Raw genomic sequence first — 13,333 nt, 5'->3', positions numbered from 1 at the left:
TGGGCTATGCAGCGTTAGGCGGCCGCCATGCGCACGGGTTCCAGGCAACTGACTGGCGGTCTGCGCTGTCCATTCTTCATCTATCCATAATAAAAAGGAGCGTATCCATGGACGCCTGGTGGCATCAAGTATGGCAAACCCTGCAAGCCGAATTCGCAGACATTGGCGATGCCCGGCAACTCACCCAAGTGACCGTGCGCCTGCTGATCGCGGCGATCCTCGGCGGCATCCTGGGGTTTGAGCGTGAACACAAGGGCAAGGCGGCCGGGGTGCGCACCCATATGCTGGTGGCCCTGGGCGCCGCGCTGTTCGTGCTGGTGCCGCAGATGTCCGGCAACCAGGCAGATGCCATGAGCCGTGTGGTTCAAGGGGTCATCGCGGGCATTGGCTTCCTCGGCGCTGGCACCATCCTCAAGGGCAAGGAAGACGAAGAGGGCCAGCATGTAAAGGGCCTGACCACCGCGGCCGGGTTGTGGATGACCGCCGCCATTGGGGTTGCGGCAGGGATGGGGCGTGAATCGACGGCGGTGCTCAGTACGCTACTGGCCCTGGCGGTATTCAGTGTGATGCCACGGATCGTCAAGCTGCTGGAGAAGGATGAATGACGCGGGTCACGTGATGAGGTTGCCATATTTCACCTCACCGAAGGTTTTCACCACAAAGGGCGGCTCTCCCGGGTTGCCGGAAATCATCACCACGCTCGTATTGTTGGCCGGGCTATAGTGAATCTGTACCTCGCTACTGGCTCCCGAGAAGTGTCCTACCAATTTCAATGGAGTGTTGCCGAGTTGGTTTCTGATTGCCGATACATCGAGTTTGTCTCTGTGGTGGTCAAAATCCATCACTTGCTCAGGTGCGTCGAAGCTTGATTCGCGGGTATTACGGAAGGTGAAGGTCTGACCCTTGTCATTCCTGGCATTGTTGCTGTGTTTGAGGCTTTCTGCCGGGGGCGGTGGATTATCCGGTTGAGCGGGCGGGTCGCCGAGGTCCGCCTCTTTGCCGATATCGAAGAGGGCTGAAGCCAGAGGCGTACTTTGCCGCATTCGCTGTATGGCAGACAGCTTCTCAACGCGTAGATCACGCTCGATTTGTATAGCGCAGTTGAAACCTGCCTCGGGATCAAGAGTGGAGGTACGCTCGCGAATTTCTTCAAGGCTCAAGCCCGGGACCTCGATATGTGAGGATCGGTCATGAATCATCTGCAGGCTTGATTGACCTAAACGCTCCTTCACATCGGTAATCAGTTTACGCGCTTCGTCTGCATCCGGGCCGTGCAGCAAGGATTTGACGTTTTCCGTGCTCAACAGGCTTCGGATCGTGGTCACCTGCCCGGCGGTCTCGTGTGAGTTGGGCGCGCACAGCATCTTGGTAATGTTCTGCTGGCTGGTCAGCGCACGAAGTTCGGCAAGCTGGGTGGCGTCGGCACCGGCCGTCTTCGGCTCTACGTTCGCAGGCGGGGCAGGGTTGGATGAGGTAAAGGTTTGCGGCGCCCTGGAAGGGGCGGGCCTGTCAGGCTCCTTCCTGCGCATGAGTGCACTTGGGCCGGCCCTTAACAGATCGTTCAGTTTTTCCTGATGATCGTTGGCTGGCGGTTGTTGCATGCCGTGAACAGCCGAGAACGGGGGCAGTAGTGAGGTGCGCATAAAAGGTACTCGCTTAACGGACAAGATAGTCTGCAGCCGGCAAGGGGGCGAGGCAGCGTACGGGAGACTGAATCTATCTTGTTCATCAAGCGGGGGAGTTCGGTATTGTCCGTGATGAAAGTGGGAAAACTCAGTAGCGCTTGCCCGCGATATTTTGTTCGCGGGCAAGTGCTTGCGCGTCTGTGAATCAGGCAATAACGGGCGGCATCGTCGTGGGCGGTTCCTGCACCGGTGGCGGCTGGTTTTCAGGCGGCTCCTGTTCAGGCTCGCGTTCCGGTTCAGGCGGGGGCAATGGTGGGGTGTCGATATTCGGATGTTCGGGTTCAGGAGGTGTCGGGATGCTCATGGGTATGGCCTCGTTTGTGCTTTGCTCTATCGGTGGACCATTGCCTGCTGGAAATGATTCCCGCCCGGTGGCGGTATATCCACCTGAACTTTTGGGCAGCGCCCAGGCTCGGACCTTAAACGGCCCAGCTCAGGGAGAGTGCCGCCGTCTCTGAATTCGTATCAAGCAAAGAGCGTCCACAGGGCGTAAGGGGAAGATGCTCGATGACTGCTGAAACACTGGTTCCAGAAGACTCCGTGCTGCCGTTGTCGCAGGCGCTGCTGTTACCCAGGATCGCGATCGAAAGCACCATGCCGGTGATCGACAACGGCGAGTTTGCCGTCAAGGCGGTGGTTGGCCAGCGGGTCCATGTGACCAGCAAAGTGTTCGCCGATGGGCACGATCAACTGGCGGTGTTGATCCGCTGGCGCCTGCTGGGAGACGAAAGCTGGCACAGCGTGGTCATGCTTGATACTGGCAACAATGGCTGGGAGGGCGCGTTTACCGTCGCCCACCAGGGGCGGCATGAGTACTGCATCGAAGCCTGGATCGATACCTTTGCCAGCTTCTGTTACGAACTGCGCAAGAAGCATGAAGCTGGCGTGCCGGTCAGCCTGGAGCTGCAGGAGGGCCGCAGTCTGGTACTGCAGGCCGCCGAACGCAGTGACAACGAACTGCGCGACCGCTTGATGTTGTTGCACCACGAGCTTTCCAGCCTGCTGGAAACCGAGCAGGTGGCGTTGTTCCTGCACGAAGACAGTGCACACCTGATGACCCAGGCCGACCATCGTGCCTATTTGAGCGTGAGCCCCGCCTACCCGATTGATGTAGAGCGTGAAGCCGCGCAGTTTGCCAGTTGGTACGAGTTGTTTCCACGCTCGATCACCGACGATCCCGCACGCCACGGCACATTCAATGATGTGCACGCGCGCTTGCCGATGATCCATGACATGGGCTTCGACGTGCTGTACTTCCCGCCGATTCACCCCATTGGCCGTAGCCACCGCAAGGGCAAGAACAACTCACTCACCGCCGGCCCCGATGATCCAGGCAGCCCCTACGCCATTGGCAGTGAGGAGGGCGGTCACGAGGCCATTCACCCGCAGTTGGGCACTCGCGATGATTTCCGCCGATTGGTCAAGGCCGCTGCCGACCACGGTCTGGAAATCGCCCTGGATTTCGCCATCCAGTGCTCCCAGGACCACCCCTGGCTCAAGCAGCATCCGGGTTGGTTCAACTGGCGCCCGGACGGCACGATCAAATACGCAGAAAACCCGCCGAAAAAGTACCAGGACATCGTCAACGTCGATTTCTATGCGGCCGATGCCATCCCCAGCCTGTGGACCGAGCTGCGGGACATCGTGGTGGGCTGGGTGGAAGAGGGTGTGAAGACCTTCCGCGTCGACAACCCGCACACCAAGCCGCTGCCGTTCTGGCAATGGCTGATCAGCGACGTGCGTGCCAAGTACCCGGAGGTGATCTTCCTCGCCGAAGCTTTCACCACCCCGGCGATGATGGCGCGCCTGGGCAAGGTGGGCTATTCCCAGAGCTATACCTACTTCACGTGGCGCAACACCAAGGCTGAGCTGAGCGAGTACCTTGCCCAACTGAACCAGTCGCCCTGGCGTGAGTGCTATCGCCCGAATTTCTTCGTCAATACGCCGGACATCAACCCGGGGTTCCTGCATGAATCCGGCCGCGCAGGCTTCCTGATCCGCGCTGCGCTGGCCACGATGGGCTCGGGCCTGTGGGGAATGTATTCGGGTTTCGAGTTATGCGAAGCCGCGCCGGTGCCGGGCAAAGAGGAATACCTCGATTCGGAGAAGTACGAAATCCGCCCCCGTGACTTCACCGCGCCCGGCAACATCATCGCCGAGATCGCCCAGCTCAACCGCATCCGTCGCCAGAACCCGGCGTTGCACACGCACCTGGGGCTCAAGCTCTACAACGCCTGGAACGACAACATTCTGTATTTCGGCAAGCGCAGCGAAGACGGCAGCAATTTCATTCTGGTCGCCGTCAACCTCGACCCGCACAACGCCCAGGAAGCCAACTTTGAATTGCCGCTGTGGGAGATGGGCTTGCCCGACGATGCCCAGACCCAGGGCGAAGACTTGATGAACGGCCACCGCTGGACCTGGTACGGCAAGACCCAATGGACTCGGCTGGAGCCGCAGATGCCATTCGGGATCTGGCGCATCAGCACACCCTGAATCTGATGAGGATCGAAATTGTGGGAGCGGGCTTGCTCGCGAAAGCGTTGTGTCAGCCAATGAATCTATCCACTGAACCACCGCTTTCGCGAGCAAGCCCGCTCCCACATTCAACGAGTTCAGTTCGCAAGATTTTTGAGTGCTTCAGGAGTTTGCAATGGCCAAGAAACCCAAGGCAGCCACCTTCATCAAAGACCCGCTCTGGTACAAAGACGCGGTGATCTATCAGGTTCACGTCAAATCCTATTTCGACTCCAACAATGACGGCATTGGTGACTTTGCCGGGCTGATCGCCAAACTCGACTACATCGCCGACCTCGGCGTGAACACGATCTGGCTGCTGCCGTTCTACCCGTCTCCCCGGCGTGATGACGGCTACGACATTGCCGAATACCGCGGCGTGCACAGCGATTACGGGACGATGGCCGACGCCAAGCGCTTTATTGCCCAAGCCCACCAACGCGGGCTGCGCGTGATCACTGAACTTGTGATCAACCACACCTCCGACCAGCACCCCTGGTTCCAGCGTGCGCGCAAGGCCAAGCCAGGCTCGGCCGCACGGGACTTCTACGTGTGGTCGGACGATGACCAGAAATACGACGGCACGCGTATTATTTTTCTCGACACCGAAAAGTCCAACTGGACCTGGGACCCGGTGGCCGGCCAGTACTTCTGGCACCGCTTTTACTCGCACCAACCCGACCTCAACTTTGATAACCCGCAGGTCATGAAAGCGGTGCTGTCGGTGATGCGCTATTGGCTTGACCTGGGCATCGACGGCCTGCGCCTGGACGCCATTCCGTACCTGATCGAACGGGACGGCACCAACAACGAAAACCTGGCGGAGACCCACGACGTTCTCAAGCAGATCCGCGCCGAGATCGACGCCCATTACCCCGACCGCATGCTGCTGGCCGAAGCCAACCAGTGGCCCGAAGATACGCAGCTGTACTTTGGTGACAGAAAGGGTGATGACGGCGATGAATGCCACATGGCGTTCCACTTCCCGCTGATGCCGCGCATGTACATGGCGCTGGCCCAGGAAGATCGCTTCCCCATCACTGACATTCTGCGCCAGACCCCGGAGATTCCCGCCAATTGCCAGTGGGCAATTTTCCTGCGCAACCATGATGAGCTGACGCTGGAAATGGTCACCGACAAGGAGCGCGACTACCTGTGGAACTACTACGCCGCAGACCGCCGCGCCCGTATCAACCTGGGCATTCGGCGACGCCTGGCGCCGCTGGTGGAGCGTGATCGTCGGCGGGTGGAATTGCTCAACAGCCTGTTGCTGTCGATGCCGGGCACGCCGACCTTGTACTACGGCGATGAAATCGGCATGGGCGACAACATCTACCTGGGCGACCGTGACGGCGTGCGCACGCCCATGCAATGGTCCATCGACCGCAATGGCGGGTTTTCCCGTGCCGACCCGGCCAGCCTGGTGCTGCCGCCGATCATGGACCCGCAATATGGCTACCAGTCGGTCAACGTCGAGACCCAGGCCCAGGACCCGCACTCATTGCTCAATTGGACGCGGCGCATGCTCGCGGTGCGCAAGCAGTCCAAGGCGTTTGGCCGTGGCAGCTTGAAAATGCTCTCGCCGACCAATCGCCGGATCCTGGCCTATACCCGTGAATACACTGGCGAAGACGGCCACACCGAGATCATCCTGTGCGTAGCCAATGTGTCGCGCAGCGCCCAGGCGGCGGAGCTGGACCTGTCGGCCTTTGCCGGCATGGTGCCAGTGGAGATGCTCGGCGGTAATGCCTTCCCGCCGATCGGCCAGCTGAATTTCCTGCTGACCCTGGCGCCCTATGGTTTCTATTGGTTCGTGCTGGCAGCGGAAAACCAGATGCCCAGCTGGCATGTGGAACCAGCGCAAAGCATGCCCGACTTCACCACTTTGGTACTGAAAAAGCGCATGGAAGAGTTACTGGAAGAACCTTGCCGTACCAGCCTGGAACACACTTCACTGCCCGCCTGGCTGCCCAAGCGTCGCTGGTTTGCCGGCAAAGACACGGCAATCGACACGGTGCACATCGCTTACGGCGTGCGTTTTGGCGACCTGCAGCATCCGGTGTTGCTCAGCGAGATCCAAGTGACCAGTGCTGGCCAGGTCAGCCGCTACCAACTGCCCCTGGGCTTCCTTGGCGAAGATCAGTTCACCAGCGCCTTGCCTCAGCAATTGGCTCTGGCCCGAGTGCGACGGACCCGCCAGGTAGGTTTGGTGACCGATGCCTTCAGCCTTGAGCATTTTATCCTTGAGGTGATCCAGGCCATGCAGGCCGGTACCGTGCTGAGTAGCCCTGACGGCGATCTGCGGTTTGAGGCGACTGAGCACTTGGCCGCACTGCAACTGACCCGTGAATCGCCGGTGCGTTATTTGTCTGCCGAGCAGTCCAACAGCTCGGTGGTGGTCGGTGACAGCCTGGTGCTCAAGCTGATTCGTAAAGTCAGCGCCGGTGTGCACCCGGAGCTGGAAATGAGTGCCTACCTGACCGCCGCCGGCTACCCGAATATCTCGCCGCTGCTGGGCTTTATGAGCCGCCGCGACGGGCAGGGGCAGGACAACCTGCTGATGATTGCCCAGGGTTACCTGAGCAATCAGGGCGACGCCTGGAGCTGGACCCAGAACAACCTGGAGCGGGCGATCCGCGATGAACTGGCCGACGCGATCTCTGAACAGGAACAGCACTACAACGCCCTCGGCGAACTGGCGGATTTTGCTGGTTTGCTCGGTCAGCGCCTGGGTGAAATGCACCTGGTGTTGGGTGTGCCAACCGCCGACAAGGCTTTCAAACCCGAACCCACCACAGCCAAAGACACCCAAGCCTGGGCCAAGGATGTCGGCGCCCAGATCGACCGTGCCCTGCAGTTGCTCAAGCTTCACCAAAGCCAGTTGAACCCCGCCGACCAGGCGTTGGTCAGTGAATTACTGGCGCAGAAAAAAGCCATCGCGGCCCATGTCCAGGCGTTGGCCAAAGCCACGGCGGGCGGATTGCGCATCCGCGTCCACGGTGATTTGCACCTGGGCCAGGTATTGGTGGTCAAGGGCGATGCCTACTTGATCGACTTCGAAGGCGAGCCGGCGCGGCCGCTGCATGAGCGGCGCGGCAAGCACAGCCCTTATAAAGATGTGAGCGGTGTGCTGCGTTCCTTCGATTATGCCGCGGCGATGGCGCTGAATGTGCAAGGGGTGGATCACACGCCAGAAGCGAACGCTGCGCGCAAACGCGTGACCGACCGCTACCTGCATGAAGCCCGTCAGGCATTTACCCAGGCTTACCAGGCCGCTGCGTCTACACTGGCGCATGACTGGCAGGATGCCAACGGCCAAGACGCAGCGCTGACGCTGTTCAGCCTGGAAAAGGCCGCGTACGAAGTGGCCTACGAAGCAGAAAACCGCCCGACTTGGCTGCCGGTGCCCCTGCAAGGGCTGCACGGCTTGCTGAGCGGGCTGACACCTATATCTAAACCTGTACGCGGTGGGGAGACGTCATGAGTTTTACACAGAGAGAACCGCTGCAGCCCAAGTTGACTGCATTGCCGGCGTCCAAGGACGTCGATGCGCTGGTGCGCGCCGAGCACCTCGATCCCTTTTCGATCCTGGGGCCCCATGATGACGAGCAGGGCGGCCAGTTTATCCGCGCGTTCCTGCCGGAGGCCCTGAGTGTGCAGGTACTGGCGCGTGACACGGGCGAGCCGGTTGGCAGCCTCGACGCCACCCAGGTGCCGGGCCTGTTTGTCGGGCACTTGCGCACTCGTCAGCCCTACCTGCTGAAAATCCAGTGGGCCGGCGGTGAGCAGATCACCGAAGACCCCTACAGCTTCAGCCAATTGCTGCTGGGGGAAATGGACCTGTACCTGTTTGCCGAAGGCAATCACCGTGACCTGGGCAACTGCCTGGGGGCTCAGGTGGTCAGCGTCGACGGCGTGCAAGGCGTGCGCTTTGCCGTCTGGGCGCCGAACGCACGGCGGGTTTCGGTGGTGGGCGACTTCAATATCTGGGACGGGCGCCGCCACCCGATGCGCCTGCGCCATCCATCGGGCGTGTGGGAAATCTTCATCCCGCGCCTGCAGCCGGGCGCGGCCTACAAGTATGAAATTCTCGGTGCCCACGGCATTCTGCCGCTCAAGGCCGACCCTGTGGCGCTGGCCACGCAACTGCCGCCGGACACCGCCTCGAAGGTCGCCGCACCTTTGCAAGTGGATTGGCAGGACCATGAGTGGATGCAATCGCGGGGAGACAAGCAGAAAACCACCGCGCCGTTGTCGATCTACGAGCTGCATGTGGGGTCCTGGCAGTGCGAGCTGGACGAGGCCGGAGAAGTGGCCCGTCAATATGGCTGGCGCGAACTGGCTGAGCGGCTGATTCCTTACGTTCAACAATTGGGCTTCACCCATATCGAGCTGATGCCGATCATGGAGCATCCCTTTGGTGGCTCCTGGGGCTATCAGGCGCTGTCCCAGTTTGCCCCCAGCGCGCGCTTTGGCTCGCCGGAAGACTTTGCCTGGTTCGTCAATGCCTGCCATCAGGCCGATATCGGCGTGATCCTTGATTGGGTGCCAGCGCATTTCCCCACCGATACCCACGGCCTGGCGCAATTTGACGGTACCGCGCTGTACGAATACGCCAACCCCCTGGAAGGCTTTCACCAGGACTGGGACACGCTGATCTACAACCTGGGCCGCACCGAGGTCCACGGTTTCATGCTCGCGTCGGCCTTGCACTGGCTCAAGCATTTCCACGTGGACGGCCTGCGTGTGGACGCAGTGGCCTCCATGCTGTATCGCGATTATTCGCGCAAGGCCGGTGAATGGGTGCCCAACCGCCATGGCGGTCGCGAGAACCTGGAGGCCATCGACTTCTTGCGGCACCTGAACGACGTGGTTGCCCTTGAAGCGCCGGGCGCCTTGGTGATTGCCGAGGAATCCACGGCCTGGCCGGGCGTCAGCCAGCCTACCCAACAGGGTGGCCTGGGGTTCAACTACAAATGGAACATGGGCTGGATGCACGACTCTCTGCATTACATCCAGCAAGACCCGGTGTACCGCGCCCATCATCACAACGAGCTGAGTTTCGGGCTGGTGTACGCCTGGTCCGAGCGCTTTATCCTGCCGATTTCCCATGATGAGGTGGTGCACGGCAAGCACTCGCTGATCGACAAGATGCCCGGCGACCGCTGGCAGAAATTTGCCAACCTGCGCGCCTATCTCAGTTTCATGTGGATGCACCCCGGCAAGAAGCTGCTCTTCATGGGCTGCGAATTTGGCCAATGGCGCGAGTGGAACCACGACCAGCAACTGGATTGGTATTTGCTGCAGTACCCCGAGCACCGTGGCGTGCAGAAGCTGGTAGGCGATTTGAACCGCCTGTACCGCGAAGAGCCGGCGCTGCACGAACAGGACGATGCGCCCCAGGGCTTCCAATGGCTGATCGGTGATGACGCGATCAACAGCGTCTACGCCTGGCTGCGCTGGAGCAAGGACGGCAAACCCGTGTTGGTGGTTGCCAACTTCACCCCGGTGCCCCGTGAAGGCTACGCAGTCGGTGTGCCGTTTGGCGGGCGATGGAGTGAGGTGATCAACAGTGATGCCGATACCTACGCCGGCTCCAATTACGGGAATGGCGGAGCCGTGTTTACCCAGGATGAGCCGCGCCATGGGCAACCGGTGTCGCTGTCGTTGAACCTGCCGCCCCTGGGTGTCCTGATTTTGCGACCTCAGGAGCCATAAGCGCTCTAGCGTGCCGGATGCGGTTGTCCGGGCTGCTGGCAAGGTGCCACAATGGCGCCTTTGTCGTAGCCGTTCAAACAGGCCAATCCCATGAATAGCCTTGGGCAAGATCAGGGTCACGAAATCGAAGAGCAGGTGCGAACCGATCGTTTGCACCAGCTGTTTCGTCAGTCATTCTCGGCGATCTTCGGCAGCTACCTGGGCGCCGTCATGCTCTGCTGGCTGTGCTGGGATCGATTCGATCATCAGGTCATCCTGGTGTGGCTGGTACTGCTGGCGGGCTCGTCACTGGTGCGCCTGCATCTGTTCGTGCAATGGTTTCGCTGCCCGGACGCGGGGCGCACACCCGCCCGTTGGGAACGCCGCTACTGGGTCACGCTGATACTGTCGGCGGGTATCTGGGGCGGCGGGGCGCTGGCGGTGATGCCGGTCGATGACCGCTTATCCCAGGTGCTGGTGATGCTGTTTACCGTGGGCATGTCGGTCAGCGCGGTGTCCTGTTATTCGGCCTATCGCTACATGACGCTGGGCTCGATGGCGCTGGTGTTGCTTCCCTGTACGGTATGGATGCTGTTTCAGCCTTCGCCGATGCAGGTCGGCGTGGCGCTGGCGGTGCTGGTGTTTGCTTCGTTTGTGGTAGGTGCGACGCGCAAGCTCTCCGATGCCCTGGAAAAAGCCTTTCGCCTGACGAGGCAAATGGAGCGCGCTCATCATATTTCCACCCGTGCCGCCCAGACCGATGAACTGACCGGGCTGATGAACCGTCGGGCGTTCTACGAACAGGCCCAATTGCTGTATGCCCAGTGCCTTCGCGAGCAGCAGCCTCTGTGTGCATTGATGATGGACATGGACCATTTCAAAGCTATCAATGACACCTACGGCCATCAGGCCGGCGACCAGGTGTTGCGCCAGATTGGCGCGGTGATCAGCGCGTCCTTTCGCCAGACCGATATCTACGGTCGCTTGGGAGGCGAGGAGTTTGCGGTGTTGCTGCCCAATACTTCATTGGAGACCGCGCGTGGCATTGCCGAGCAGTTGATCCAGACGATTTGTGACTTGCCCGCCGACCCGGTACAAGGGGTGAGCGCAAGCCTGGGCGTGGCATCGACCTGCACTCAGCATCTGGACTTGAACGGCTTGATGAACAGCGCCGACAAGGCCCTGTACCAGGCCAAGGCATCGGGCCGCAATCAGGTAGCGGTCGTCGACTGATCCTTGCACATCGCCTTTGCCAGCACCCGCGCAACCTGGTCGGCGGAGTAGGGCTTGGCGAGGAACTCAAAGCCTTCATAGCCGCTGTCTGCCAGTTCCTCACTGTAGCCAGAGACGAGTACCACGGGCAGGTCCGGGCGGCGCTGGCGCAGCAGCCTGGCCATGGCCACGCCGGTCATGCCGGGCATCACCACGTCGGAGAAGATCGCGTCGAACCCCTGAACGTCATGGCCGGCGAGGTTCAGCGCCTGTTCGGCATTGGTCGCCCAGGTGGTCTGGTAACCCAGGTCCTTGAGGATCTGGCTGGCGAAGCGTCCCACCTCTAAGTTGTCCTCGACGATCAGCACATGCTGATGAGCAGCCTCTTGCGGCGCTGGCAGGTCTGCATGCGGGTCTTGATGCTGCGCAGCTTCACCTTCGAGTTGCGGCAGATACAAGGTAAATACGGTGCCTTGGCCAAGGGCGCTGGCCACATCGATATTGCCGCCTGACTGTTTGGCAAAGCCAAATACCTGCGACAGGCCCAGGCCGGTGCCTTTGCCCACGGCTTTGGTAGTGAAGAACGGTTCGAAGATGCGCTCAAAGGTGTCGCTGGGGATCCCGGTGCCGGTGTCAGCCAGGGAGATGGCGATGTAGGGCATACACGACTCGGCATCCCCGCGAATACGTGGCAGCGCCTGCTGCCCTGCGACCTTGAGGGTCAGGGTACCCTGGCCTTCCATCGCATCGCGGGCGTTGAGGGCGATGTTGATCAGTGCGGTTTCGAACTGGCTGGGGTCGATGCGCGCGTAGCAGGGCTGATCGGGCAATTTAACCTGCACATGAATGCGTGCACCGGTAACGCTCTCGAGCATCTCGCCGATATTCTGCACGCGCTGGCCGACATCGAACACCTGCGGGTTCAACGGTTGGCGACGGGCAAAGGCGAGCAGTTGGCTGGTGAGTTTGCTGGCTCGCTCCACGGTGTCGGACACCGCCCACATATAGCGTTGCCGACGCTCCTCGGACAGGCCCGGCTGGCGCAGGAAGTCCACCGATGAGCGAATAATGGTCAGCAGGTTGTTGAAGTCATGGGCGACGCCGCCGGTCAGTTGGCCGATGGCCTCCAGCTTCTGTGACTGGCGCAGTGCGGCTTCGGCCTCGGCCAGCGCATGGGTACGCTCATTTACACGTTGTTCCAGGCTGGCATTGAGTTCTGTATAGGCGGCCAGGCCCTCGCGCACGGCGGCATCGGCGCGTACGCGTTCGATATGCGCCCAGGAACGCTCGGTGACTTCGCCCACCAGCGCCATGTCATAGGAAGACCAAAAGCGCGGCAGTTTGTCGTGCACGGCCATCAGCGCGGTGAGCCGCCCGTCTTTGATCAACGGCATGCAAATAGTGGCTGCCACCCCCAGTGCCTGGAAGCTCGCGGCGTCATGGGGCGGCAGCTCGATCAGATTATTGCGTATCACCAGTGGCTCGCCGGCACGCAGGCAGTTGACCGCGCATTCCCCGAACGCCGCCAGACTGTAATGCCCGATGATGCTCGGCGAGCCATGCGCCGACCAGTCGCCGCGAATGGTAAAGCCATCTTCATCCTCGTCCATGTCGGCGTAGGCGCAGATGGACACTTGCAGATGCTGGGCCAACAAGCGGGTGGTCGACGTCAGGATGGTTTCGGCGTCGGTAGCGTTGGTCACGCTGTTGCTAATGGCGTCCAGCACTTCAAGACGACGGGCGAGGAACACCGTGGCAGTGGTTTCGGTCACCGTGTCGAGCAAGCCGACCACCACGCCTTGGGCATTGCGAATCGGGCTGTAGCAAAAGGTGAAATAGGCTTGTTCCGGCGCTTCGTTGCGCTGGATCAACAGCGGGAAGTTTTCGATATAGGTGGCGTGCCCGTCGAACGCGGCGTCGGCGATAGGGCTGATATCGTCCCATACCTCGTGCCAGATCTCGTTGAACGGGCGGCCCAAGGCGTCGGGTTTGCTGCCCAGGATCGGCGTGAACGCGTCGTTGTAGAGGGTAATCAACTGAGGCCCCCAGACGATGGCCTGGGGGAAACTGGACGCGAAGCACAGCGCAACGGTTGTCTTCAACACATCGGGCCAGTGTTCAAGTGGCCCCAGGGGCGTATTGGCCCAATCGTGCTGACGAACCCGCTCTGCCATTTCGCTGCTGCCTTGCAGCCAATTCATCATTGGGTTCACACCTTGCTT

7 protein-coding genes are annotated in these 13,333 nt (G+C 60.7%); 5 read left to right on the top strand and 2 right to left on the bottom strand.

Annotated features, from left to right (window positions below):
- The first annotated feature begins 107 nt into the window (after positions 1-107).
- A complete protein-coding gene (locus BUE92_RS16735; protein WP_073525070.1) occupies positions 108-605 on the top strand; it encodes an MgtC/SapB family protein in 498 nt (165 codons plus the stop codon).
- A 6-nt stretch (positions 606-611) separates the two neighbouring features.
- On the opposite strand, the gene BUE92_RS16730 is transcribed toward BUE92_RS16735, so the two are convergent.
- Entirely contained in the window at positions 612-1,643 is a 1,032-nt protein-coding gene (locus tag BUE92_RS16730) for a M10 family metallopeptidase C-terminal domain-containing protein (protein ID WP_073525069.1), read from the bottom strand.
- Between the two features lie 549 nt (positions 1,644-2,192).
- On the opposite strand from BUE92_RS16730, the gene BUE92_RS16725 reads away from it, so the two are divergent.
- The 4 genes from BUE92_RS16725 (at position 2,193) to BUE92_RS16710 (ending at position 11,132) form a co-directional block, all read left to right on the top strand.
- Complete coding sequence (locus tag BUE92_RS16725; protein WP_073525068.1) at positions 2,193-4,181, top strand: alpha-1,4-glucan--maltose-1-phosphate maltosyltransferase; 1,989 nt, start codon at positions 2,193-2,195, stop codon at positions 4,179-4,181.
- A gap of 157 nt (positions 4,182-4,338) precedes the next feature.
- Positions 4,339-7,686: a maltose alpha-D-glucosyltransferase gene (gene treS / locus BUE92_RS16720; RefSeq protein WP_073525067.1), complete on the top strand. Its 3,348-nt coding sequence runs from the start codon at positions 4,339-4,341 to the stop codon at positions 7,684-7,686.
- Complete coding sequence (gene glgB, locus BUE92_RS16715) at positions 7,683-9,920, top strand: 1,4-alpha-glucan branching protein GlgB (RefSeq protein ID WP_073525064.1); 2,238 nt, start codon at positions 7,683-7,685, stop codon at positions 9,918-9,920. Before treS ends, glgB begins: the two co-directional genes overlap by 4 nt.
- Positions 9,921-10,010: 90 nt before the next feature.
- Positions 10,011-11,132 carry a GGDEF domain-containing protein gene (locus BUE92_RS16710; protein ID WP_073525062.1) on the top strand — a complete coding sequence of 374 codons (1,122 nt, stop codon included), beginning with the start codon at positions 10,011-10,013 and terminating at the stop codon, positions 11,130-11,132.
- On the opposite strand, the gene BUE92_RS16705 is transcribed toward BUE92_RS16710, so the two are convergent.
- Positions 11,111-13,315: a GAF domain-containing protein gene (locus BUE92_RS16705; RefSeq protein WP_073525061.1), complete on the bottom strand. Its 2,205-nt coding sequence runs from the start codon at positions 13,313-13,315 to the stop codon at positions 11,111-11,113. The genes BUE92_RS16710 and BUE92_RS16705 overlap by 22 nt on opposite strands.
- Positions 13,316-13,333 lie beyond the last annotated feature (18 nt).

It is taken from the genome of Pseudomonas fluorescens, assembly GCF_001902145.1.
GTDB classification, from domain to species: Bacteria; Pseudomonadota; Gammaproteobacteria; order Pseudomonadales; family Pseudomonadaceae; genus Aquipseudomonas; species Aquipseudomonas fluorescens_BV.
Note: the sequence above shows the minus strand (reverse complement) of the source record. Positions and strands in the feature narration are given on the sequence as shown.

Coding starts and splice junctions, on each gene's coding strand:
- treS (WP_073525067.1), top strand. CDS start 4,339: ATGGCCAAGAAACCCAAGGCAGCCACCTTCATCAAAGACCCGCTCTGG.
- BUE92_RS16725 (WP_073525068.1), top strand. CDS start 2,193: ATGACTGCTGAAACACTGGTTCCAGAAGACTCCGTGCTGCCGTTGTCG.
- BUE92_RS16705 (WP_073525061.1), bottom strand. CDS start 13,315: ATGATGAATTGGCTGCAAGGCAGCAGCGAAATGGCAGAGCGGGTTCGT.
- BUE92_RS16730 (WP_073525069.1), bottom strand. CDS start 1,643: ATGCGCACCTCACTACTGCCCCCGTTCTCGGCTGTTCACGGCATGCAA.
- BUE92_RS16710 (WP_073525062.1), top strand. CDS start 10,011: ATGAATAGCCTTGGGCAAGATCAGGGTCACGAAATCGAAGAGCAGGTG.
- BUE92_RS16735 (WP_073525070.1), top strand. CDS start 108: ATGGACGCCTGGTGGCATCAAGTATGGCAAACCCTGCAAGCCGAATTC.
- glgB (WP_073525064.1), top strand. CDS start 7,683: ATGAGTTTTACACAGAGAGAACCGCTGCAGCCCAAGTTGACTGCATTG.